Below are 25,026 nucleotides of genomic sequence, written 5' to 3'. Positions count from 1 at the left end.
ATTAAGGAGGGTTATATGGAAAATAAGATAGTAGATTGCATATATGGAGAATTTGAATTAGAGGATGTTTTGATAGAACTTATAAATTGCGATGCAGTGCAAAGATTAAAACATATACATCAAGTAGGGGCTACATATTTAATTAAAGAAGAATTAAATGTAAATAGATTTGAACATTCAATTGGTGTTATGTTATTGATTAGGTTATTAGGGGGAAGTTTAAAAGAACAAATAGCGGGATTGCTTCACGATATATCACACACTGCATTTTCACATGTAATAGATTTTGTATTCGATAATAGTGATGAAGATTATCATGAACTTATATTTGACGAAGTTGTAATAAATTCTAAAATTCCATATATATTAAATAAGTATGGATATGACTTTAAAGAGATATTAGAAAATGAAGAGCAGTGGACTATACTAGAAAGAAAAGCACCTAGGTTATGTGCGGATAGAGTTGATTATACTTTAAGGGATATGTATAAATACGGGTTTACTAATAAAAATGAAATAAATGAGTTTTTAAAAAATATACAAGTAGTAAATGGAGAAATTGTTACAAACGATATAGAATCAGCTAGATGGTTTTTAGAGCTATACTATACAGAGGTTATAGATTTCTTTATGAATCCCATAAATGGGTATTCTTATGATAAGTTATCTAAAGCAATAAAAATTGCAATTGATGAGAATGAGTTGAATTTAAAAGATATATTAAAAACAGATAATGAGGTAATAGACATACTTAACAGATCTGAAAATAATAAAATAAAAAGTCTAATGAAATCATTAAACAAAAATGTAAAACTTAGGATAAATGAAGATAAGTACGATATATTTATAAAAGGGAAAACAAGACTTATAGACCCTGGAGTGGGTATACGAGGGAAAGTATATTCGTTATCAGAGCTGGATAATAGTGTAGAACTTATAAATACAAAGGCAAAAGCAAAGATGGAAAAGGGTGTTTACATAGAAATATTATAAAGGTGTTTATACACCTTTATAATTATTTACACTGAGGGTTTATAAGTTCATATTTATTAGTTAAGTTTTTCTCTCCCCACTCGCACATTGCCTCAAGTATTGGGTATAAACTCATACCTTTATCTGTTATACTATATTCAACTCTAGGAGGAACCTCTGGATAAACTGTTCTAGATATTAATCCGTTAGATTCTAATTCTCTTAGTTGATTAGTTAAAGTTTTATGAGATACATTACAAATAAATGATTGAATTTCACCAAATCTTTTAGTTCCTTCTTCTATTAAATAATAAAGTATTAAAGGTTTCCATTTACCACCAATAGCATTTAATGTTATTTCTATTTCACATGTTAATATAGATTTTTTCATAAATTTCCTCCAATGAATCTGTTGAAAATGCACAATAGTTACTTCTAGTTCACTATATAACAATTATGTGCGTACTTACAATATAATATCAAAGAATATATAATTATTCCATAATAAAAATAGTTATATGGAGGTTATGTATGAAAAAATTAGCTATAATAACAGGAGCAAGTTCAGGAATAGGAAGAGAAATAGCAAAAAAATTATCTAATAATGGTCATCCGGTACTATTATTATCTAGAAGACTTGATAAAATGGAAGAATTAAACTTACCTAATTCTTTATGTAAATCAGTGGATGTAACAAATATAGAAAAAATGAAAGAAGCTATAAAAGAAGCTGAAGAAAAATTTGGAAAAGTTGATTGCTTGGTTAACTGTGCAGGTATAATGCTACTTGGAGAGCCTAATACACAAAGTTATGAAGAATGGAGCAATATGATAGATGTAAATATAAAGGGTATACTTACAGGAACTAATATTGTATTAAATGATATGGTTTCTAGAAATGAAGGTACAATAATTAATATAAGTTCTATAGCGGGAAGAAAGACATTTGATAATCACTCAGTTTATTGTGGTACAAAATTTGCAGTACATGCAATAACAGAAAATATGAGAAAAGAAGTTGCAAGCTCAAATGTAAGGGTTATAACTATAGCTCCAGGTGTTGTAGAAACTCCTCTTTTATCACATACAACAGATGTTAATATAAAAGATAATTACAATGAATGGAAAAAAACTATAGAAGTAGGTCTTAATCCAGAAAAAATAGCAAGTTGTGTAGAATTTGCTTATAACCAGCCTCAAGATGTATGTATAAGAGAAATTGTTATAGCAAAGACTAAACAAGAAGATTAATAAAATAATTAAATTATGTAAACTGTTAAAAGTGGGGAGGGAGTATAATACAATGTATACTAATAAAGTTGTAGCAGTTACAGGGGCAAGTAATGGTATCGGAAAAGCTATTGCCACAGAGTATGCAAAGTTAAATGCATTAGTTATAGCGATAGATATTAAAGAATATAATTTTAATGATAAGAATATAATTTTTTACAAGGTAGATTTAAAAGATGAAAAAAGAATTAGGGATATATTTGAAGATGTGGTAAAAAAATATAAAACTATTCATGTATTAATAAACAACGGAGCTATAAGTAAGTTTAATAAATCTGTATATGATATAACTTTAAATGAATTTGATGAAGTGATGGATGTTAATTTAAGAGGAAGTTTCATATGTTCTCAAGAATTTATAAAAGCGAATCAAAATGAAAGTTATGGAAGAATAGTAAATATAGCATCTACTAGATTCAATCAAAATGAAGCTGGATGGGAAAGTTACGGAGCATCTAAGGGTGGACTTATATCTTTAACTAATACAATGGCTATATCATTATCGAATACTCCAATAACAGTTAATGCAATAAGTCCTGGATGGATAGAAACTCAGGATTATGAGGGATTAAGTGAAAGTGATCATAAAATTCATCCATCAGGAAGAGTAGGTAAACCAAAAGACATAGTAAATACCTGCTTATTTTTAACACATTTTGAAAATGATTTTATAAACGGATGTAATATAATTGTTGATGGTGGCATGACTAAAAAAATGATATATGACTAAAAACATACTAAAGCCAAATTTTTATTTTGGCTTTAGTATGTTTTTTTAATACTTATACTATATTTCTTTTATTATAATAGGTATTCATATATAATAGTGATTGAATATTGAAATTTTATGTGAAAGGGAGAGGTTGATGAATAAAAAAACAGCATTAGTTACAGGTGCATCTAGAGGAATAGGCAAAGCTATAGCTACTTTGTTTGCTGAAAGTGATTATAATGTTTTAATAAATTATAATAATTCAGAGAAAGAAGCTTTAGAACTATATAATGATTTAAAAAGTAGAGGGTTGTCAGTAGATACATATAAAGCAGATGTTTCAAAAAAAGAAGAAGTAAATTTCATGGTAAACTATTGCATTGGAAGATTTGAAAGCATAGACGTTTTAGTTAATAATGCAGGCATTAGTAGAACAAATTTATTTACAGACATAAGCTATGAAGAATGGAGTGAGGTAATAAACACAAACCTAAATAGTGTTTTTTTCACAACTCAAAAAGCTTTACAATATATGATACCTCAAATGAGTGGAAAGATAATAAATATATCATCTATATGGGGAATGGTTGGTGGATCTTATGAGGTTCATTACTCTACTAGTAAAGCTGCTATAATTGGAATGACTAAGGCGCTAGCAAAAGAGTTAGGTCCTTCAAATATTCAAGTGAATTGTATTGCTCCAGGAGTTATAAAAACAGATATGTTAGACAATATATCAGATGATACTCTTGAAATGCTAAAAGAAGAAACCCCTTTAATGAGGCTTGGTACACCTAATGATATAGCACAGTGTGCATTATTTTTAGCAAGTAGCAATTCAGATTTTTTAACAGGACAAATTATAAGTCCTAATGGAGGTTTTGTTATAGTTTAAATCAAAATAGAGGAGCGAATATAATGAAGCATGGAATGAAAAATTTTATACGGTTAGTTATAGGTTTATTTGTTTGTTCAATTGGAATAGTTTTAACTATACAGGCCAATTTAGGATTATCACCTTGGGATGCATTTCATCATGGATTATCAAAAAATTTAGGAATTACTATGGGGCAGGCAAGTATGCTACTTGGAATAATAGTTGTTATAGTAGATATGTTTTTAGGTGAAAATTTAGGTATCGGAACAATTTTAAATATGTTTTTAATTGGAATATTTATGGACTTTTTTATGATAAATAATATAATCCCTACATCAACAAATATAGTTATTGGATTTATAATGTTATTTATAGGGATGTTTATTATAGGAATTGGTTGTGTAATTTATATAGGAGCTGGTTATGGAAGTGGACCAAGAGATGGGTTAATGGTAGCTCTTCATAAAAAAACAAAAAGACCAGTTAAAACAATCAAAACATGTATAGAAATGTTTGCTCTTATATTTGGATTTATACTAGGGGGAAGTGTTGGGATAGGGACAGTAATAACTACCTTAGTATTTGGATTATTTATAGAATATTCATTTAAAATTTGTAAGTTTGACACAAATAGTATCAAACATAGATATATACTAGATGATATTAAGTGTATAAAGTATAGACTTTTTAATGACTCTTACAAAGAATGTATAAATCAGACAAATGTAGATGAAAATTCACATTAATAAAAAAAGAAAGCTATGCTTTCTTTTTTTATTTGTATTTTAATGTGTGAAAATTAAAGTAATTTGTAGAAAAAATAACACCTTTGATAAAAAATCTTCATATATTATAGCAAAGAATTAAAAATAAGGAGGAATTACATTGAAAATATGTATACCAATAAAAGATGAAAAAAGTTTTCAAGTATGTAATGATATAAATAATACTCCAAATATATTGATTTTTGATACAAATACTAAAAATTTTTACGTTAAAAATACATCTGAAATGAATTTAGGTAGAATAGTAGATTATTTACTAGATAATAATATAAGCCGATTAATTTCTAATGTAAGTGTTATACACCATCATAAATATATAGCTTGTAGAGATATAATTATATACAAGCCAAATGTTAGCGTTGATGCTTTTTCTAATATAAATTTATTTTCAGCAAATAGATTAGTAATAGATCAAAAAAAACATTGAGAATATAGTTAAAATAAGCTGGAAGCTTAAAAGTTAAAATGGGATATTTATGATATCCCATTTTTACATAAAGTATAAATAAAAACCTCAAAAATGCAGAGAATAAGTAGTATAAATGACTAATTAAACCACATAAATAAATTAAATTGTAAAAATAATCAAAAAGTGGTAGAAAAATGTCGAAAATAGTGTATAATATATTATTGAGAAAACTAAAGAAAAAGGAGAAAGCTATGTCAATAATTTTAAACATTTTAGGAATCATAGTGTTATTAGCTGGACTTTACCTAGCATCTTCTGACAAATCGTCGGTAAACAAGAAATTGATAGGAAAGGCTTTACTAATACAATTTGTACTTGCCTTTTTCCTAGTAAAATTCCCTATAGGTAGAACTGTTGTACAAGTAGTTTCTGACTTTGTAACTAATGTATTAGGTTATGGAATGGAAGGTTTAACTTTCGTATTTGGACCATTAGCTGATGGAAAAAGTGGATTCATATTTGCAATATCAGTTCTTGGTAACATAGTATTTATAGGAGCATTAGTTGGAGCTCTTTATTACTTAGGAATTATAAACTTTATAGTTAAAGTAATTGGTGGTGCAATACAAAAGGTATTAGGAACAAGTGCGGTAGAAAGTTTCGTTGCAGTTGCTAATATGTTCTTAGGTCAAACAGAATCTCCAATACTTGTAAGTAAATACTTACACTTAATGACTACAAGTGAACTTATGTTAGTTTTAGTATCTGGTATGGGAAGTATGTCAGCTACTGTTTTAATGGGATATGTAGGAATGGGAATACCTATGGAATACTTACTTATAGCAGGAGCATTAGTTCCAATAAGTAGTATAATAGTTTCTAAGCTATTAATACCTGAAACTCAACATGAAGAAGTTGTTGAAAAGGTAGAAATGGATAGAAAAGGTGCACATACAAACATAATGTCAGCTATATCAGAAGGAGCTACTAATGGTATGCAAATGGCGTTTGGTATAGGAGCAGCATTAATAGCTATAACAGGATTAGTTGCTTTAGTTAATGGTGGCTTAGGTATAGTAGGATTATCTTTACAACAAATATTATCATATGTATTTGCTCCACTTGCATTATTAATGGGACTTGATCCTTCACATGTATTAACAGCTGGACAATTACTAGGAAGTAAAATGGTATTAAATGAATTCATAGCATTTGGGGACTTAGGACAAATAATCAATACACTTGATCCTAGAACTGCTCTAGTTATATCAATATCTTTAGCAGGTTTCGCAAATATATCAAGTATAGGTATTTGTATATCAGGAATATCAGTATTTTGTCCTGAAAGAAGAACAGAAATATCTAACATAGCATTAAAAGGTATGATAGGTGGTTTCTTAGTTAGTACTTTATCAGCTATGATAGTTGGTTTAATATTATTATTCTAATAAAAAAAGATTTGAGTTAACTCAAATCTTTTTTTATTTTTTGAAAAAAGTTAATGTATAAGAAAACATAGAAAATAAAGTTATAAACTTATATTTAAATTGTAGTAAAAATATTATAGATATGTTAATATGAAAATGTAGATAAATGTAAAAAAATGATGATAAATAGAGGCTTGTGCAAGGGGTGATTAATATAAGTATTTCAAATATAATTTTAATGGGTATCCCAGAAGCTGTAGTTATGTTTTATTCTATTGGAATAGCAATTAAAGATATTAAACGGAAAGATATAGTATATATGTCATTTTTATATGTTTTTATTTGGTATTTTTTGGATAAAATAGTTCCTTTAGGAGTTAGTAATGTTTTACTATTTGTTGCTTCAGCTATAATTGTAAAGTTTTTTAGTAATCTAAATATAGCTCAATCATTTATTATAACCGCTATAGTATTAGGAATAAGAATGACATCAGAAGTAATAACAATTACTCTTATAAATGTTATGGGAATAAATCTTGATTTTATATTGAATAATTCAATATTAAGGATATTAGCCTGTTATATGGCTATTTTATTTATGGCTATTTTTATGAAGTTAATAAAATATAAATATTTTAAGCAAACTATGGATTTAAAAAGCATATCGCAAAAAAATAAATACGCGCAACAAGTACTTTTATATGTAAGCGTATTAATAATGGCTATAATTGGAATTTTAATTTTACTTTTATACAGTGTAAGTGGAATGCACTACGATGCAGAAATTATAGCAAGGATTTTTGTAGTGCTATCATTAATATTAATACTGATTGTCTTAATTTTTATGGTAATAAATTATGATAAAAGAAAAGCTCTAAATGAACTAGAAAAAAGTTTAATGGAAAAAAACTTAAAACAAATGGAAGATAGTGTAGATGCGCTGAGAATTCAAAGACATGATTATATGAATCATTTGCAAATAATTCTTATGCAAGTTACAAGTGGTAAAATTGAAGATGCAAGAAGATATATTTTAAGTATGGCAGATTATGATAGTAATGTATCTGTCGATTTTGTAACGGGCAATCACTGCATAGATGCTATATTAAATACGAAAAAATTAAGAGCATCTAAATATAATATAGATTTGACTGCGTGTATTGATAGTATACTAGAAAATATAGAATTAACAGATTCAGAAATAAGTTCTATACTCTTAAATATAATAGATAATGCAATTGATGAACTAAAATTTTCTGAAAAAGATTACAAATACGTTCATGTAGATATTTACGAAGAAGAAAGTTATTATAATATTTGCATTAAGAATAATGGTTCAAAAATAAAAGATACTAAAAAAATATTTGAAATGGCATATTCATCAAAAGGCGAAAATAGAGGATATGGACTATATTCAATTAAAAAGTTATTAGAAGGTTATAAATGCTCTATAGATGTAGAAAGTGATAATATGGAAACTGAATTTAACATTAAATTACCATTTGCAAAACATATAACTAATACAAACTAAATAAAAGACTATATAATAGAAAATCTATTATATAGTCTTTTATTTTTTTAAAATTAATAATTAGAATCCAAAGTTTCATATTGAAGTATTAGTTTTTCGTTTTTTAAACAATACATATAAAATAAAAAGAATAAAAATAAAAACAAAGTAAAAACTGCCATGAAATAGCCCCCTACATTTAAATTTAACTTATACTATTAAATCTAATTAACTATTATATTAGATATATTAGACTAAAAATCATAATATCCTTTTAATTGTAAAAATTAAATTTTTATACATCCATTTTCCATAGTAATAATTTTATCTCCAACTGATTTTGCAAAATTTTTATCGTGAGTAACTATTAATATAGATGTTTTGTTTTCTTTTAAGATGAAAAGTATTTCTTTTAAAATGTCTATATTATATGAGTCTAAGGCAGATGTAGGTTCATCTAAACACAATACTTTAGGATTTAAAGCTAATGCACGAGCTATAGCAACTCTTTGTTTTTGCCCCCCAGAAAGTTCAAAAGGGTAAGCATTATACTTATCTTCTAATTTTAATTTCTTTAATAAAGACAGTGCATTTTCAACTGCATCAAATTTATTTTGTTTTAAAATATTTACTGGAGATAAAGTTATATTTTCACAAACAGACATATGAGGAAATAAGTTGAAATTTTGAAATACCATACCAATCTCGCCTTTTAAATTCAATATATCTTTATAACTATTAACAATATTCCCATTTATAATTATTTTTCCACTATCAAAGCTTTCAAGTCCACATATACATCTAAGTAAAGTAGTTTTACCGCTACCGGATTTTCCAAGTAAAACACATATTTCGCCTGGATCTATGCTTAAAGATGTATTTTGCAAAACCGTAGTACTATCAAAGGATTTATTTAAATTATTTACTATTATCATTTTATGTCTCCTAATTATAATATGAAAGTTTTTGTTCTAAAGTTTTGAATATGTTACTTAAAATAAATATTAATATCAAGTACAAAGCTCCAACCTCTAGAAGGGGAATTAAACTTAAAGTTCTATTTGAATTTATTTGAGCTATTCTTAAAATATCATTCAACCCTAAAATATATACAAGGGAAGTATCTTTTATTAAGGTGATAACTTCGTTTAATATTGGAGATAAAATAGTTTTAAAAACCTGAGGAAGAATTATTTTTATAAAAGTGAGCTTTTTATCAAGTCCTAACATTAGACAAGCTTCATACTGACCTTTATCTATTGACTGCATTCCTCCTCTAAAAATTTCTGCAAAGTATGCACTGTAGTTTAATGAAAAAGCAAGCATTGCAACTGTAAATCTATCAAATACAATGCCTATAAGAGGTAACCCATAAAATATAAAAATTAATTGTAGTAGTAGAGGAGTTCCTCGAAAAACTAACAAGTAAGTTTTAGCTAAAAAATTTAGATATTTTAAACTAGATAGTCTGCAAAATGAAATTAGTACTCCTAGTGGTATTGAAATTATAAGCGTAAATAAAAATATTATTAAAACCAACTTTAAACCTTCTAACATAAGACCCTCCTATTGGTTAAACCATTTATTATAAATTTTATCGAATGTTTTATCTTGTTTTACTTCATATAAAGCATTGTTTACTTTATCACGAAGCTTTATATTGCCTTTTTTAAAACCAACTACAAAAACTTCTTTGCCTAAAATATCATTTGAAATTTTGAAGTTTTTATTTTTAGACTTAGCTATATAATATTTTGCTAAGACTTCATCAACTACAACTGCGTCAATTCGATTAGATTCTAAATCTCTAAAAGCATTATCAAAAGTATCGTAAAGGATAGGAGCCTTGTTGTTAAAGGTATTGACTAATTTAGCATCTTTCTCAAGCATATCAAGTCCTGAACTTCCTTGTTGAGTTGCAACTATTTTATTTTTTAAATCGTCTATGTTCTTAATAGATGAGTTTTTCACTGTAACAATAACTTGATTATTATTTAAATAAGGATTAGAATAATCAACTTTTTTACGTCTTTCATCAGTTAATGTATAACCATTCCATAAAACATCAATATTTCCTGAATTTAATTCTACATCCTTCATCGACCAATCTATATTTTGAAATTTAACTTTCATATTGAGTCTAGAAAAAACTTCTTTTGCTAAATCTATATCAAAACCTGACGGAACTCCTTTATCATTTAAAAAACCCATAGGTACAAACGTATTGTCGTACCCTACGATAACAGTATTTTCATTATGCTTTTGTGCATTTTTATTAGAATTATAACATCCTGTTAATGATAAAATAGCTAAAAACACTAACAAGAATAAACTTGAAACTTTAATCATATTTTTCATGTAATATCTCCTTAAATAGTAAGTTTAAAATTATATTTGAGTATATTTCTCTGCGCGCATAATGAAATAAACTAAAAAACTCCCATCCTCTAGCTAATGCTAGAGGACGGGAGTTAAATCTCACGTGGTTCCACCTCTATTTTATTAATATCTCGCGATACTAACCTCTTTGAGTACGGCAAACAATATTTGCTTATACTCTAGCACTATAACGGGTGCAGGGAATCCGGAATCAGCCTACTAAGAGAATATCCTTTCGGTGTTCAGCTCAAAGATGTGTTCAAAGTAAAATCAATTGCACCTCTCACCAAACGGTAGCTCTCTGTTAAAGATAATTACTTTTACTATTTCTTTTCATAGCATTTAAAATTAGATTTTGTTATTGATTTAAATAATAAAGCTATTTTTTTTATATGTCAATATATTTTTTATATTTTTATTATTTTTAAAATTTAATACATATTAGAACTATAAAATTCAAATTTAATTTTATAGTTAGATATACTCAAATGAAGGGTAATATTATTTTGAGGTGATACAATGGAAAATGCTAAAGATAATTTGAAAATTATCCTAAAAAGTATAGTAATAGGAGGTTGTGGTGGATTTGTAGTATCTATGTATAGACTTTGTACAAGCTACGCTCAAAAGATAAGTTTGAGAGCATACCATCTAATGTCAGAACATTTTATATATACAATTTTAGGAATACTAGTGTTTGCTATTATCGGGTATGTAGTAGGGTATTCAGTAGAGAAGGAGCCTATGATATCAGGCAGTGGTATTCCACAAATTGAAGGTTGTTTAAAAGGAAAATTAAATATAATACATTCTTTTAAAATTTTAAAAAGCAAGTTTATAAATGGAGTATTAGCTATGGGTGCTGGCTTATCATTAGGAATAGAAGGACCATCGATTCAACTTGCTGCAAGCTTTGCACATGGGATATCATCTAAGTTAAAATTAGATAAATTAGAAAGCAATTATTTATATTCAAGTGGAGCAGGAGCAGGTCTTGCAGCCGCTTTTAATGCTCCATTTGCAGGAGTTATGTTTGTTTTAGAGGAAGTACATAAAAGCTTTTCTCCGATGATATTTGTAACATCTATAGCAGCATGTGTAAGTTCAGATTTAGTAACTTGGCTATTTTTTGGAGAACAACATACTTTAAAAATAAATAAGCTTATATCTATTCCGTCTAAATATTATATACTTTTAGTTATTTTAGGTGTTGTAATTGGCGTTTGTGGAGTTATATACAATAAAGGATTACTTAAAACTATAGATATTTTTTCTAATATAAACTGTAAAACAAGATATAAAATGATAATTTCATTTATGTTTGCAATTTTATTTGGTATATATTTACCACAAGTGCTAGGTGGAGGAGATGACCTTATAAACAATTTATTTTCTAGCGGAGCAACTATAAAAATGGCTATAATTCTTTTAGCCTCTAAATACATATTTTCACTTATAAGTTTTGCTCCTAATACGCCTGGGGGAATATTGTTTCCTATATTAACTTTAGGCAGTTTAGTTGGAATTATATTTGCAAAAACAAGTTTATTCCTAGTAGGTATAGATACGAATTTAATAAATAATATAATAATACTATCAATGTCAGGAATGTTTGCTTCAGTTGTACGAGCTCCGATTACTGGACTAATACTAGTATTTGAAATGAGTGGAGCATTTACTCAATTAGGGCCTAGCATAGTTGTTTGTGGAGTTGCTTATATGGTTGCAAATTTATTAAATTGCCCCCCTATTTATGATTCTTTACTTGAGAATAAAATAAAAATTCAAAATAAATAAAAAGTGATAATAGAATAAATCTATTATCACTTTTTATTTATTTTAAAAGATTTGATATAAACAACTATCATATAGACAAAACTAAGAATATATTATAGGATTAAAATGAAAATTAAAAAAGGAGCAGAATAATGAAAAAGAAATCTCTAAAATTTAAGATTAGTATTAGTATAGTTGCTATTTTAGCCATACTAGTAGGTATATTTTTTATTTATACAAGTTCTTATTATAAATCACAATCATATGCTATAGAGTCATTAAAGTCAGATTCTAATGTGAAAGTTGAAACTGAACAAAATGGGGATATTTTCTTTAATCCTAAATCAAATAAAAAGAAAGTTGGATTTGTTTTTTACCCAGGAGCTAAAGTAGAAAATAGTGCATATTCGCCCATGGCTAGAGAAATAGCGTCTAAAGGATATCCTGTTATATTAAGTAAAATGAAATTCAATTTAGCAATTTTATCACCTAATAAAGCTAAGAATATATTAGATGAGTACCCAGATATAAATTCATGGGTTATAGGAGGTCACTCATTAGGTGGGGTTATGGCTTCTGATTATGCATTAAAAGATAATAAAATAAAGGGTTTAGTGCTGCTAGCATCATATCCTAAAGATAATAAGGATTTTACAAAGAGTGGGATAAATGTATTATCTTTATGGGGAAGTAATGATAAAGTTGCAGATTTAAATAAAGTAAAAAATGCAAAAAAAGTAATGCCTGCAAACTCTAAATTTATTGAAATTCCAGGAGGAAATCATGCTGGATTTGGAGATTATGGAGAACAAAAAGGTGATGGAAAATCTTTAATAAGCAATAAAGAGCAAATAAATATTACATCTAGCGAGATTATTAAGTTTTTAGAAGCTATAAAGTAAATACAAATTAAAACTAAATAAAATTAAAAAATAACCGTATTAAATATATATGGTTATTTTTTGTTATTTAAAAAAAATATAGAACAAGGAGATTTAGAATGGATGTAAGCCAATTAGTCACAATTAAGCTTTTAAATGCCGTAAATCAAGCAAATACAAATAATAAAAATGAGTTTAATAATAACTCTGATTTATTTAATTTAATTTTAGAAAATGCAATAGAAAATATTCCAACAAACAATTGCAAGTGTAGTTGTCATTGCAATAATAATCAAGATGAACATAGTTTGGATTCATTGCAAACACTGCAAAGCAATATAAATAGCAGTAAGATTAGCGATTACAACCAAAATTCAAATAAAACTAATGTAGAAAGCTCATTAGTGAATGCCGCCAAACAGGTAGAAAAAAATAATACAAATATATCTACATCTAATAATATGGATAAAGCGGTTGAGTTAATAGAAAGCAAAGTAGGCAATAGATATGTGTGGGGAGCTACTGGACCTAATTCTTTTGATTGTTCAGGATTAGTTCAATATGTTTATAAAAATGCATTAGGAAAAGACATACCAAGAACTTCATATGAACAAAGTAAATTTGGAAAAGCTGTAGATAAAAAAGACTTACAAGTAGGAGATTTAGTATTCTTTGATACTATGGGAAAAGGTAGAGTAAGTCATGTAGGGATGTATGTTGGAAATAATGAATTTGTACATGCTGCAAATGAAAAGGCTGGAATTAAAAAGTCAAAATTAACAGGTTACTATGAAACCCATTATAAAGGAGCAAGAAGACCTTAGTGTAAAAAATAAGAAATGTTACAAAGTCACAGAAAAAAATATCAAATAATTATACTATGTATTCATAAGATAAATTAAATTTAACTAGGAGGAGAAATATGGTTAAAGAACTTTATAAAAAGTATGGATACTTAATATTTTTAACTTTTTTAATTTTATCATTATTTGATATGAGATTTGCTATTATAGCTATAATATGTATGGTTGCACCAATTGCAGTTGCATTTTCAGGAAAAGGACGTTATTGGTGTGGAAATTATTGTCCGAGAGGCAATTTTTATGAAAACGTACTATCTAGGTTTTCGCCTAAAAAGAAAGTGCCTAAAATTTTAAAAAGTAAATTGTTTAGAGCATTTATGGTATTTTTTATAATATTTAATTTCTCAATGGGATTATATAAAAATTGGGGAAACCTATATGGAATAGGGTTTGTATTTTATAAAATAATAGTAATAACATCTATGATAGGAATTATTTTAGGTCTTTTTTACAATCAGAGAACATGGTGTAATTTTTGTCCAATGGGAACTTTATCAGCAGTTGTAGCAAAAGTAAAAGGTAGAAAATTAAACTTAGAAGTTAATAATAGCTGTGTAAGTTGTGGTTTATGTACAAAAGCGTGCCCAATGGGAATTTCACCAAAGGAATATAAAGAAGGGTTAGTAGAAGGTTCTGATTGTATATTCTGTAAAAAGTGTGTTTATAAATGTCCGAAAGATTCTATTAAGTTAGAAGTTGACAAAAAAGATAAATAAAATATATAAAAATAAGCATATAAAATTGATACACAATTTTGTTATGCTTATTTTTGTATACTTGGTTTTAAATATAAAAATATTGATTTAAATAGTCACATAAGATAAAATTATTAGTTGGAAATCTAAGAGAAAAGGAGTGATTATAATAAAAACAAATAGCATTACATTTAAGCTATTTCTATTGATATTTGTTTTGATTGTATTTATAACAGGAATTATTAGTGCCTGGGTTATAAATGATAGTAATAAGATTGTCCAAGAAGAAATACAAGTAATGAGATTACAAGTATTAGATGAGATATCTAATAATATTTCAATATTGCTTTCAAATGTAGAAAGTATAGGAAATAATATTGTCGCAGATAACAAGCTAATAGACATATTATCTAATCCAAAAGATAAGTATCAAGATGACACAGTAAACAAAGAAAATTACGATTATGTGGAAGGCTTATTAATGGATCAAATTTTTAAATATGGAAAATTTAATATGAAGCCAGAGTTATACATAGTTGGAGAAAACGGTTTAAGCTATGGAACATACTCTAAAAATAAGTATAATTTAGAAAATATTAAAAATCAAGAATGGTATGAAAAAATAGTAAAAGCAAATGGAAATACAGTTCTTATAAATACATATAGAGATGAAAATGGGATTGGACCATATAAGAATATATTAAAAATGGGTAGAGTTATAAAAGATTTTATAACTAATGAAACTTTAGGAGTTTTAATTATAGATATAAGCGAAACAATGCTATATGATAGATATTCAGATCTTTTGGAAAAAGGAACCTCAGTTTATATAGTGGATTCTACAGACAATATAATTTCAAGTAAAGATAAACGATTAATAGGAACAAAATATAAATCTAATAAAAATTCCCATAATATGAACTCAAGTAATATCGAAATTAAATCTAATATAGACTCCTATGGATGGAAAATCATTCAAGTTATACCTTCGAATATAATGTCGCAGGTATCTAATAAAATTGCTCAAAGGACACTTTATATAATCGCATTAATAAGCATTCCGGCACTAATAATTACATATAAAATATCAGTTTGGATAACAAATCCTATTTTAAAGATAAAGGATAAGATGGAATATGTTATGAAAGGTAATTTAGAGGTAGAAGTAGAGGTTGATAGAGATGATGAGATAGGTCAACTTCAAAGCTCTTTTAACAGCATGGTAAAACGGTTACATGAATCAATAGAAGATATTAAGAAGTATGAAAAACAAAAAAGGGTAGCTGAACTAAGCTTTTTACAAGCTCAAATAAATCCGCATTTTTTATACAATACATTAAGTGGTATAAGATTTTTAGTTTCAATGAATAAAACAGAAATAGCTGAAGAAATGCTTTATAGGTTTACAAAACTACTTAGAAGTATTTTACCTAGAGCAAGTGAAATGATTACATTGGAAGAGGAGTTAGAAAATATAAAAAATTATGTAGAGCTACAAAAGATGAGATATCCAAATTGTTTTGACGTAGAATATGAATTTGATGAAAATATAAAAGATTATAAAATACCATCATTTATACTTCAGCCTATCGTAGAAAATGCAATATTATACAGCATGGAAAAGGAAAATAATAAAGGGTATATAAATATAAAAGGTTATAGTCTAAAGGATAGTATACGAATAATTATAGAAGACAATGGAATAGGAATGTCTAAAGATAAATTAGATCGCGTTTTAAATAAAGAAGCTAGCATAAATAGTGTTGGAGTTATAAATGTACATGAAAGAATACAATTAAATTATGGACAAGACTATGGATTAAAGATAGATAGTTTAGAAGGTAAAGGAACTAAAATTACTTTTATACTGCCAAATTAGGAGGTAAATATGTTAGATATAATAGTAGTAGAAGATGAAGCACCTATAAGAGATTGGATAGCATATACTATTTCAAATATTTCCGATGAATTTAATGTTCTAGCAAGCGCATCAAATGGAAAAGAAGCATATGAATTAGCATTAAACCTAAAACCTAAAGTAATTATAAGTGACATAAAAATGCCGATAATGGGAGGTATAGAACTTACAAAAAAAATAAAAGAAGTTTTTCCAGATATTTATGTTATATTACTTACAAATTATGCCGAATTTTCTTATGCAAAAGAAGCTATAAGTTGTGGAGTGTATGAATACTTAGTAAAATCAGATATTAGGCCAAAAGAATTAAAAGAAATTTTAGATAAAGTAAATGAGTCTGTGAAAGAATTAGAAAAGAACAAGGCAAGTAGATTACAAAAAGAGAACACCTTAAGTGAAAGTAAGGAGGGATATTCAAAAACTATAAAAAAATCAATTGATTATATACATAAAAACTATAAACAGCACATATCTCTTCAAGATATATCTAACTATGTATTCTTATCACATGAATATTTTTCAAGGTTATTTAAGGAAGAAGTTGGAGAAAACTTTAGTTCTTATTTAACTAACTATAGAATGAAAAAAGCGGAAAGTTTAATAAAGAATACCGATATGAAAATTTCTCAAATTGCAATAGAAGTTGGATATACAAATGCAAGTTATTTTTCAAGAAGTTATAAAAAGTTTAAAGGAATATCACCTGAGGATGATAGATAGGTAAAGAATAATGTATATCTATGTCAATATAGTGCAAAAAATGTCAATATATTTAGACATAGATATACAAACATATCAAAAAATTAAAACTTTATATCAATAGGGTTTATAGAGTGAAAACGTTTTATTTAATATAATATTATTAAAGCAGAAGGGAATAATTAATAAATGAAATTAAACTATAAAAAACTTGTTATATTAACTGGTTTACTATTAATTATGATAATTGCTTATAAACAAGAAAGCAAAGAAACTAAATCAGAGGTTAAAAGTAATGAAAGCACAAAGATAGCAATTATTTTTAATGAAGCTGGTTTAGGAGATAAGGCTTTTAATGATTTATGCTATGATGGAATATTAAGAGCTCAAGAAGAATTAGGGATCGAGTTTGATTACACTCAATCAAAAAGCAAGAATGATTATGAAAAATTTGCTAGAGAGTACGCTAGTCTAAAAGACTACGATTTAATTATTTCTGTTGGAGGAGAGCAAGAAAGTGCTGTTGAAAAGGTTTCGAAAGAGTTTCCAAATCAAAAATTTACTATAATTGATTCTAAATTAGAACTACCGAACGTTAGTTCTATAAGTACGAAATGGGAACAACAAACATTTTTAAATGGAGTTATTGCGGGACTTGAGCTAGCTGATAGTGAAAATAAGTCAGTTGGAATTATACTAGGAAAAGATTTAGAGTATTTAAATGAAGGTGCTATTGGATTTGAAGCTGGAGTTAAGTATGTAAATCCTGATGCAAATGTTATGAAAGCTGTAGTAGGAGATTTTTCAGACCCTGCAAAAGCAAAAGAAATTGCACTTTCTATGTATAATAAAGGAGCTGTTTATATTCAACAATTAGCAGGACAATCTGGAATAGGAGTTTTTTTAGCAGCAAAGCAAGTTAATAAGTATGCATTTGGAGTAGATGGAAATCAAAATTCTTTTGCTCCTGAACATATAGTAGCAACCGCTACAAGATATGCAAATGACATTATATACCAAGAAGTAAAAAATATTAAAAATAATTCATGGAGTTCAGGCGTACATACGATTGGCCTTGGAGAAAATGTAATTGATTATACAAGAGAAGGATCAAGCGTTGAAATTAAAAAAAATACTATTAAAAATGTAGAATTAATTAAAAATGACATAATAAATAAAAACATAATAATACCTAAGAGCTCTGAACAATTGAATTCCTGGATTAAGATAAACAACTATAAAACTAATAGATAAGGGGATATTAAAATGAGAGTATACGATATCATATCTAAAAAAAGAGATAAAAAGGAATTATCTAAAGAAGAAATAGAGTTTTTCATAGAAAAATATACTAATGGTGAAATACCAGATTATCAAGCATCAGCATTATTGATGGCAATATATTTAAATGGATTCACTAAAGAAGAAACAGCAAACCTTACTATGGCTATGGTTAACTCAGGGGATGTAGTAGATTTAAGTATGATAGAGGGAATTAAATTAGATAAGCATAGTACTGGGGGAGTTGGAGACAAAACATCTTTAATTTTAGTTCCTATGGTATGTGCAGCTGGAGGTAAGGTTGCAAAATTATCAGGTAGAGGACTAGGACATACAGGTGGAACATTAGATAAATTAGAATCTATACCTGGATTTAACATATCAGTTGATGAGGATAAATTTAAAGACATGGTTAAAAATGCAGGATTAGTTATAGCTGGGCAAACTCAAAACTTAGTTCCAGCAGATAAAAAAATATATGCATTAAGAGACGTAACTGCAACTGTTGATAGTATACCTTTAATAGCTGCAAGTATAATGAGTAAAAAAATTGCTTCAGGATCGGATGCTATATTATTAGATGTTAAGTATGGTGAAGGAGCATTTATGAAAACTGCAGAAGATGCAAAAGAACTTGCTACTGCTATGGTAAACATAGGAAATAGTTTAGGTAGAAAAACATCAGCAGCTATAACATTAAATGGAGAACCTTTAGGATATGCAATAGGAAATGCACTTGAACTAAAAGAAGTTATAGAAGTTTTAAAAGGCGAAGGACCTGAAGATTTAAGAGAATTATGCTTACAATTAGGGGCTCAAATGCTAAAAATAGGAGATATAGAACCAGACGTTAAAAAAGGAAGAGAAAAACTTGAAACCGTATTAAAAGATGGTTCAGCTCTTAACAAATTAAAAGAACTAGCAACTCTTCAAGGCGGAGATCAAAAAGTTATAGAGAACCCTGAATTATTTGAAATATCACCATTAGGACATCAAGTAAAGGCAACTAAAGAAGGATATGTATATGATTTGAATGCAGAAAAAGTAGGAATAGCATCATTACTTACAGGTGCAGGAAGACACACTAAAGATGATGAATTAGACTATGGAGCAGGAATAATACTTGAAAAGAAAATGGGTGACTCTGTAAAAGTAGGGGATATTTTAGCAACTTTATATTCAAGTGATGAAGATAAGTTTGAAAAAGCTGAAGAACAATTACAAGAGGCTTATGATATAAGAAATGAAAAACCAGTAAAAAGCTTTATAATACATGAAATAATAGAATAATTAAATTCAATAAAAACAATAGACACAAGGAGAGTAACTATGGATAAAAAAATGATTTTAAGTACTGTAGATCATACTTTATTGAAGCAGACAGCTACTTGGGAGGATATTAAAATAATTTGTGAAGATGCAATGAAATATGACGTGGCATCTGTTTGCATTCCACCATCATTTGTAAAGCAAGCAAAAGAATTTGTAGGGGACAATATGAAAGTTTGTACAGTAATTGGATTCCCAAATGGATATAATACTACAGCTGTAAAGGTTTTTGAAACAAAGGATGCTATAAATAATGGAGCAGATGAAGTTGATATGGTAATCAACTTAGGTATGTTAAAAGATAAAAAATTTGAAGAAATTACAAATGAAATAAAATCTATAAAAGAAGCTTGTAAAGATAAAGTATTAAAGGTAATAATCGAAACATGCCTTTTAAGTGAAGAGGAAAAAATACAAATGTGTAAGTGCGTAACTGAAGCTAAAGCTGATTTTATAAAAACTTCAACAGGCTTTAGTACAGGAGGAGCTACATTAGAAGATATAGTTTTATTTAGAGAAAATGTAGGTAATGATGTATTAATCAAAGCTGCAGGAGGAATAAAAGATTTAGAAACTGCTCAAAGATTTATAGACAATGGAGCTAAAAGACTTGGGACAAGTTCTATAATAAAAATAATAAATAATGAAGAAGTAACAGGATATTAAAAATTTACATAACAAGAAAACGTTTTAAAAAACAAACATAAATAGAAAAGTGAGGTATATATAATGAACAACGTATATGAAAAAATAACAGAAAGTGCAAATTATATAAAATCTAAAATAAATTCAAATCCAACTATAGGACTTATACTAGGATCAGGGTTAGGTGTTTTAGGAGATGAAATAGAAAATCCTGTGATAATTAGCTATGATGAAATACCAAACTTTCCTGTTTCAACAGTTGAAGGACATAAAGGGCAACTTGTAATAGGTAAATTAGAAGGAAAAGATGTTGTAGCTATGCAAGGTAGATTCCATTTTTATGAAGGATATAAAATGCAAGAAACAACATTCCCTGTAAGGGTTATGAAAGCTCTTGGAGTGGAAACTGTATTTGTAACAAATGCTGCAGGAGGAGCTAATAAAGAGTTTAATCCTGGAGATTTAATGATTATAAAAGATCATTTAAATTTAGGTGGAAATAATCCTCTAATAGGTAAAAATGATGATAGATTAGGCGTAAGATTCCCAGATATGTCAACTGCATATACTCCAAAATATGTTGAATTAGCTAAAGAATGCGCAAAAAAATTAAATATTGATATAAAAGAAGGTGTGTATGCATTCTTCACTGGACCAACATATGAAACACCTGCTGAAGTAAGAATGGCTCAAATATTAGGAGCTGATGCAGTTGGAATGTCAACAGTGCCAGAAGTAATAGTTGCATCTCATAGCAAATTAAATGTTATAGGGATATCTTGCATAACTAACATGGCAGCAGGAATACTTGACCAACCTTTAAATCATGAGGAAGTAATAGAAACTACTCAAAGAGTAAAAGAACAATTCTTAAGTTTAGTAAAAAGTATAGTTCATGAAATATAATTAACGTCAAATTAAAAACTAACATATAAAGCTAATCAGATACTATTGAAATTTAAAAATATAAATAGTATCTGATTAAAATCACACCAATCAAAAAACTTATCATATAGAAAAACGAGGGCGATTAAAATGGCAATAGTGTTAAATATAGTAGGGATAGCTCTTTTATTAGGAGGATTATATTTAGTATCTCCAAATAAAAAAGATGTCAACAAAAAGATGATATTAAAAGCTTTAGGAATTCAAGTAGTTTTAGCATTTCTATTATTAAAGTTTCCTTTAGGAAGAATGGGGATAGAAAAAATATCAGACGTTGTAACAAAAGTATTAAGTTATGGAGCACAAGGTCTTGGATTTGTATTTGGACCTTTAGCAGATGCAGGTGCACCAACAGGAATGATATTTGGTATTCAAGTTTTAGGTAATATAATATTTATATCTGCACTTGTAGCAGCACTTTATTATATAGGTCTTATAGGTTTTGTTGTTAAGCTTATAGGAGGAGCAATAGAAAAAGTATTAGGAACAAGTAAAGTAGAAAGTTTCGTGGCAGTTGCAAATATGTTTTTAGGGCAGACAGAGTCACCTATACTTGTAAGTAAATATTTATCTGGTATGACTGAAAGTGAGATAATGTTAGTTCTAATATCAGGAATGGGTAGTATGTCAGCTACTGTTCTTGGTGGATATGCAGGTCTTGGAATTCCAATGCAATATTTATTGATAGGAGGAGCTTTAGTTCCTTTAGGAAGTATAATAATATCTAAAATAATACTTCCAGAAAAAGTATATGAAGTTGAAAAAGTAAGTAGTGAAACAGTAGAAACTGAAAATGGAACAGACACTATTGCTGTTGTAGAATGTGCTGCAACTACAATAAATAGTGATGAGGTAACAATAGATAATAAAGGAAATAATAGTAATATAATGGAAGCGATATCTCAAGGTGCTACTGATGGAATGCATATGGCACTTGGAATTGGAGCATCATTAATAGCTATAATAGCCTTAGTTGCATTAGTTAATGGAGGACTTTCAATTGTAGGGTTATCATTAGAAGGTATATTATCTTATGTATTTGCACCTATAGGATTTTTCATGGGAATACCAAAAGAAAGTATATTAACAGCAGGACAATTATTAGGAAGTAAATTAGCTTTAAATGAATTTGTTGCTTTTGGAGAATTAGGACAAATATTAAACACTCTTGACTATAGAACTGGATTAATGATGGCGATATCTTTAACAGGTTTTGCAAATATATCTAGTATGGGAATTTGTATATCAGGTATATCAGTATTCTGTCCTGAAAAAAGAGGACAACTAGCAGAATTAGCATTTAGAGGTATGATAGGTGGATTCTGTGTAAGTGTTTTAAGTGCGTTAATAGTAGGAGCAATAGTAGCTTTATAAAAATAAAAAGGAGACATAAAAATGAAAATATTTATAGATACAGCTAATATAAATGAAATAAAGGAAGCAAATACTTGGGGTATAATAGATGGGGTAACAACAAATCCATCTCTTATAGCTAAAGAAGGTAGAGATCTTCAAGAAGTTATAAATGAAATATGTAGTATAGTGGATGGACCTATAAGTGCGGAAGTAATAAGTTTAGAGTGTGATAAAATGGTTGAAGAAGCTATGGAATTAGTTAAACTACATAAAAACATAGTTATAAAAATACCTATGTGTATAGAGGGATTAAAGGCAGTTAAGATATTAACTGAAAAAGGAATAAAAACAAATGTTACATTAATATTCTCATCACAACAAGCATTACTTGCAGCTAAAGCAGGGGCAACTTATGTAAGTCCATTTGTAGGAAGATTAGATGATATAGGTGCTATAGGAGTAGAGCTTATAAGTGAAATAGCAAACATATTTGAAGTTCATAATATGCAAACAGAAATAATTTCTGCAAGTATAAGAAATCCAATACATGTATCAGAGTGTGCTATGGCAGGATCTGATATAGCGACTATACCATTTAAAGTTTTAGAACAAATAGCTAAACATCCTTTAACAGACATAGGAATAGCTAAGTTTTTAAGTGACTATGAAAAACAAGGAAAATAATATGAAATTTTGTTTACAATATTAAAAGGCTCCTATATAGGAGTCTTTTTTAGATTTAATTTTAAATATAATCCATTGAATTATATTTAAAATTAAGTGCATCCTATTGTATAAGTAAAACAAATGAAAGGATGTATGTTAATGAGTAAAACAATAAACAGCAATGCAAAACAAGCTTTAAATATGTTTAAAATGGAAATAGCTAATGAACTTGGATATAACTATAATATGCTAAGTGGTAAAGTTGAAAGTAATGCACCTCAAAATACTATAGAAGGAATATCTAAAAACGTTCTTGCTGGAGAACAAGTTGGAGGAGCTATGACTAAATCATTAGTTTCTAAAGGTGAAGAAATTCTTATGAAAATGAACAAAGAAAAATAAGTTAATTAATAAAAATGCAATAGGTTAAAACTATTGCATTTTTTGTACTTAATAAAATTACGTTTACTAAATATTTTTATATACTTTATTATTAATTATTTATGAATTATTAACATGGAATCTTTTACTTTAAGCAAAATTGGAGAAGCTATAAGAAATAATTAATTTTGAGAGGTGAAAAAATGTTTAATCCTAGAAGAGTTATATTTGAAAAAGGCTCAATAGATACATACATTGGAAAAAAAATTTATGACATGGTGAAAGACAATAAAAATGTAGAAATTATACAATTAACATCAAATAGGGTAAAGAGCAACATTCCAGGAGAAAATTTATTTGAACAATACAGATCAGGAAAAGAAACTTTAGTTGTTGGAAAAAGAAGTAGCTTAAAGTTTCAAACCTGTAAACCTTCAGCACACTATCAATTGCCAATTGTAAGTGGATGTATGGGTAGGTGTGAATACTGTTATTTAAATACACAATTAGGAGATAAACCATTTGTAAAAGTTTTTGTAAACATGGATGATGTATTAAATCAAACTAAAAAGTATATTGATGAAAGAGAGCCAGAGATAACTATATTCGAGGGATCTGCAACGTCAGACCCAATTCCATTAGAACCTTATACAAATTCACTAAAGCGTGTAATAGAATTTTTTGGAAAAGAAGATAAAGGAAGATTTAGATTTGTAACTAAATATAGCGATATAGACAGTCTTTTAAATATAAATCATAATAATCATACAGAAATAAGATTTAGTATAAATACGCCTAAAATAATAGATTCTTATGAGCATTATACGGCATCTTCTAATAAAAGAATTGAAGCTGCTGCAAAAGCAGCTAAAGCTGGGTATAAAATAGGATTTATAATTGCACCAGTTTTTTTATACGAAAACTGGAAATATGACTATAAAAAATTAATAAAACATATAAAGGATACATTACCTGAAAATTATCATGAAACACTGACTTTTGAAGTTATTTCTCATCGATATACGACTAAAGCAAAAAATAGGATAATAGAAATTTTCCCAGAAACTACTCTTACGATGGTTGATGATCACAGAACGTTTAAATATGGACAATTTGGATATGGTAAATACGTATACACAAAAGAACAGTTATTAGATATGAAAGAATTTTTTAAAGAGAACATACTAAATGAATTTCCTAAAAGTGAAATTAAGTATATTATATAGCGAA

At 27.7% G+C, this 25,026-nt stretch carries 26 protein-coding genes and 1 other annotated feature; of the genes, 22 read left to right on the top strand and 4 right to left on the bottom strand.

Translation table 11 applies throughout. The features are described from left to right. Nucleotides 1-15: 15 nt before the first annotated feature. On the top strand, nucleotides 16-993 hold the full coding sequence (locus GFJ41_RS04290) for an HD domain-containing protein (protein ID WP_170074701.1): 978 nt from the start codon (nucleotides 16-18) through the stop codon (nucleotides 991-993). A 22-nt stretch (nucleotides 994-1,015) separates the two neighbouring features. Here GFJ41_RS04290 and GFJ41_RS04285 read toward each other — a convergent pair whose 3' ends face one another. Further along, nucleotides 1,016-1,363, bottom strand: coding sequence for a winged helix-turn-helix transcriptional regulator (locus GFJ41_RS04285; RefSeq protein WP_035116041.1), 348 nt, complete (start codon nucleotides 1,361-1,363; stop codon nucleotides 1,016-1,018). Nucleotides 1,364-1,503: 140 nt separating this feature from the next. Between GFJ41_RS04285 and GFJ41_RS04280 the strand changes: the two genes are divergently transcribed. From GFJ41_RS04280 to GFJ41_RS18955, 7 genes are all read left to right on the top strand, one after another. Then, nucleotides 1,504-2,223, top strand: coding sequence for an SDR family oxidoreductase (locus GFJ41_RS04280; protein ID WP_035116044.1), 720 nt, complete (start codon nucleotides 1,504-1,506; stop codon nucleotides 2,221-2,223). Nucleotides 2,224-2,275: 52 nt separating this feature from the next. Continuing rightward, entirely contained in the window at nucleotides 2,276-2,992 is a 717-nt protein-coding gene (locus GFJ41_RS04275) for an SDR family NAD(P)-dependent oxidoreductase (RefSeq protein ID WP_170074700.1), read from the top strand. Nucleotides 2,993-3,128: 136 nt separating this feature from the next. Continuing rightward, nucleotides 3,129-3,869, top strand: a complete 741-nt coding sequence (gene ymfI / locus GFJ41_RS04270) for an elongation factor P 5-aminopentanone reductase (RefSeq protein WP_170074699.1) — start codon at nucleotides 3,129-3,131, stop codon at nucleotides 3,867-3,869. A 23-nt stretch (nucleotides 3,870-3,892) separates the two neighbouring features. Then, nucleotides 3,893-4,597: a YczE/YyaS/YitT family protein gene (locus GFJ41_RS04265; protein WP_170074698.1), complete on the top strand. Its 705-nt coding sequence runs from the start codon at nucleotides 3,893-3,895 to the stop codon at nucleotides 4,595-4,597. Between the two features lie 139 nt (nucleotides 4,598-4,736). Continuing rightward, nucleotides 4,737-5,063: a NifB/NifX family molybdenum-iron cluster-binding protein gene (locus tag GFJ41_RS04260; protein WP_170074697.1), complete on the top strand. Its 327-nt coding sequence runs from the start codon at nucleotides 4,737-4,739 to the stop codon at nucleotides 5,061-5,063. Between the two features lie 233 nt (nucleotides 5,064-5,296). After that, nucleotides 5,297-6,493, top strand: coding sequence for a NupC/NupG family nucleoside CNT transporter (locus tag GFJ41_RS04255; RefSeq protein ID WP_035116056.1), 1,197 nt, complete (start codon nucleotides 5,297-5,299; stop codon nucleotides 6,491-6,493). A gap of 184 nt (nucleotides 6,494-6,677) precedes the next feature. Next, nucleotides 6,678-8,003 (top strand): sensor histidine kinase, encoded by a 1,326-nt coding sequence (locus GFJ41_RS18955; protein ID WP_152333251.1) that lies wholly within the window; start codon nucleotides 6,678-6,680, stop codon nucleotides 8,001-8,003. Nucleotides 8,004-8,269: 266 nt separating this feature from the next. On the opposite strand, the gene GFJ41_RS04245 is transcribed toward GFJ41_RS18955, so the two are convergent. From GFJ41_RS04245 to GFJ41_RS04235, 3 genes are read right to left on the bottom strand one after another with little or no spacing between them, the layout of a single operon-like run. Beyond that, complete coding sequence (locus GFJ41_RS04245; RefSeq protein ID WP_170074696.1) at nucleotides 8,270-8,917, bottom strand: amino acid ABC transporter ATP-binding protein; 648 nt, start codon at nucleotides 8,915-8,917, stop codon at nucleotides 8,270-8,272. 10 nt (nucleotides 8,918-8,927) lie between these two features. Next, on the bottom strand, nucleotides 8,928-9,539 hold the full coding sequence (locus GFJ41_RS04240; protein ID WP_170074695.1) for an amino acid ABC transporter permease: 612 nt from the start codon (nucleotides 9,537-9,539) through the stop codon (nucleotides 8,928-8,930). Between the two features lie 9 nt (nucleotides 9,540-9,548). Next, entirely contained in the window at nucleotides 9,549-10,340 is a 792-nt protein-coding gene (locus GFJ41_RS04235) for an amino acid ABC transporter substrate-binding protein (protein ID WP_170074694.1), read from the bottom strand. Nucleotides 10,341-10,439: 99 nt separating this feature from the next. After that, nucleotides 10,440-10,707, bottom strand: a binding site (T-box leader). Between the two features lie 173 nt (nucleotides 10,708-10,880). On the opposite strand from GFJ41_RS04235, the gene GFJ41_RS04230 reads away from it, so the two are divergent. The 14 genes from GFJ41_RS04230 to splB all read left to right on the top strand — a co-directional run bounded on the left by GFJ41_RS04230 (nucleotide 10,881) and on the right by splB (nucleotide 25,022). After that, complete coding sequence (locus GFJ41_RS04230; protein ID WP_170074693.1) at nucleotides 10,881-12,158, top strand: ClC family H(+)/Cl(-) exchange transporter; 1,278 nt, start codon at nucleotides 10,881-10,883, stop codon at nucleotides 12,156-12,158. Nucleotides 12,159-12,289: 131 nt separating this feature from the next. Continuing rightward, a complete protein-coding gene (locus GFJ41_RS04225; protein ID WP_206001496.1) occupies nucleotides 12,290-13,039 on the top strand; it encodes an alpha/beta hydrolase in 750 nt (249 codons plus the stop codon). Between the two features lie 98 nt (nucleotides 13,040-13,137). Then, the gene (locus tag GFJ41_RS04220; protein ID WP_052169136.1) at nucleotides 13,138-13,842 is read left to right on the top strand and encodes a C40 family peptidase; all 705 of its coding nucleotides are present in this window, start codon (nucleotides 13,138-13,140) and stop codon (nucleotides 13,840-13,842) included. Nucleotides 13,843-13,940: 98 nt separating this feature from the next. Beyond that, nucleotides 13,941-14,597: a 4Fe-4S binding protein gene (locus GFJ41_RS04215; RefSeq protein WP_035116074.1), complete on the top strand. Its 657-nt coding sequence runs from the start codon at nucleotides 13,941-13,943 to the stop codon at nucleotides 14,595-14,597. 139 nt (nucleotides 14,598-14,736) lie between these two features. Then, nucleotides 14,737-16,455, top strand: coding sequence for a cache domain-containing sensor histidine kinase (locus GFJ41_RS04210; protein WP_332841115.1), 1,719 nt, complete (start codon nucleotides 14,737-14,739; stop codon nucleotides 16,453-16,455). A gap of 9 nt (nucleotides 16,456-16,464) precedes the next feature. Then, entirely contained in the window at nucleotides 16,465-17,214 is a 750-nt protein-coding gene (locus GFJ41_RS04205) for a response regulator transcription factor (protein WP_170074692.1), read from the top strand. A 168-nt stretch (nucleotides 17,215-17,382) separates the two neighbouring features. Next, nucleotides 17,383-18,447 (top strand): BMP family ABC transporter substrate-binding protein, encoded by a 1,065-nt coding sequence (locus GFJ41_RS04200; RefSeq protein WP_035116080.1) that lies wholly within the window; start codon nucleotides 17,383-17,385, stop codon nucleotides 18,445-18,447. Between the two features lie 12 nt (nucleotides 18,448-18,459). Next, complete coding sequence (locus GFJ41_RS04195) at nucleotides 18,460-19,764, top strand: pyrimidine-nucleoside phosphorylase (protein WP_035116082.1); 1,305 nt, start codon at nucleotides 18,460-18,462, stop codon at nucleotides 19,762-19,764. A 39-nt stretch (nucleotides 19,765-19,803) separates the two neighbouring features. Continuing rightward, entirely contained in the window at nucleotides 19,804-20,469 is a 666-nt protein-coding gene (gene deoC / locus GFJ41_RS04190) for a deoxyribose-phosphate aldolase (RefSeq protein WP_025162429.1), read from the top strand. 63 nt (nucleotides 20,470-20,532) lie between these two features. Continuing rightward, entirely contained in the window at nucleotides 20,533-21,354 is an 822-nt protein-coding gene (locus GFJ41_RS04185; protein ID WP_035116085.1) for a purine-nucleoside phosphorylase, read from the top strand. Nucleotides 21,355-21,483: 129 nt separating this feature from the next. Then, complete coding sequence (locus GFJ41_RS04180) at nucleotides 21,484-22,767, top strand: NupC/NupG family nucleoside CNT transporter (RefSeq protein ID WP_053831992.1); 1,284 nt, start codon at nucleotides 21,484-21,486, stop codon at nucleotides 22,765-22,767. A gap of 21 nt (nucleotides 22,768-22,788) precedes the next feature. Then, nucleotides 22,789-23,433 (top strand): fructose-6-phosphate aldolase, encoded by a 645-nt coding sequence (gene fsa, locus GFJ41_RS04175; RefSeq protein WP_170074691.1) that lies wholly within the window; start codon nucleotides 22,789-22,791, stop codon nucleotides 23,431-23,433. A gap of 141 nt (nucleotides 23,434-23,574) precedes the next feature. Next, nucleotides 23,575-23,817, top strand: coding sequence for a small, acid-soluble spore protein, alpha/beta type (locus GFJ41_RS04170; protein WP_021433053.1), 243 nt, complete (start codon nucleotides 23,575-23,577; stop codon nucleotides 23,815-23,817). 182 nt (nucleotides 23,818-23,999) lie between these two features. Next, nucleotides 24,000-25,022: a spore photoproduct lyase gene (gene splB, locus GFJ41_RS04165; protein WP_170074690.1), complete on the top strand. Its 1,023-nt coding sequence runs from the start codon at nucleotides 24,000-24,002 to the stop codon at nucleotides 25,020-25,022. The last annotated feature ends 4 nt before the right edge of the window (nucleotides 25,023-25,026 follow it).

The organism is Paraclostridium dentum (genome assembly GCF_012922555.1).
GTDB lineage: Bacteria > Bacillota > Clostridia > Peptostreptococcales > Peptostreptococcaceae > Paraclostridium > Paraclostridium dentum.
This window is presented reverse-complemented; position numbering and strand designations above follow the sequence as displayed.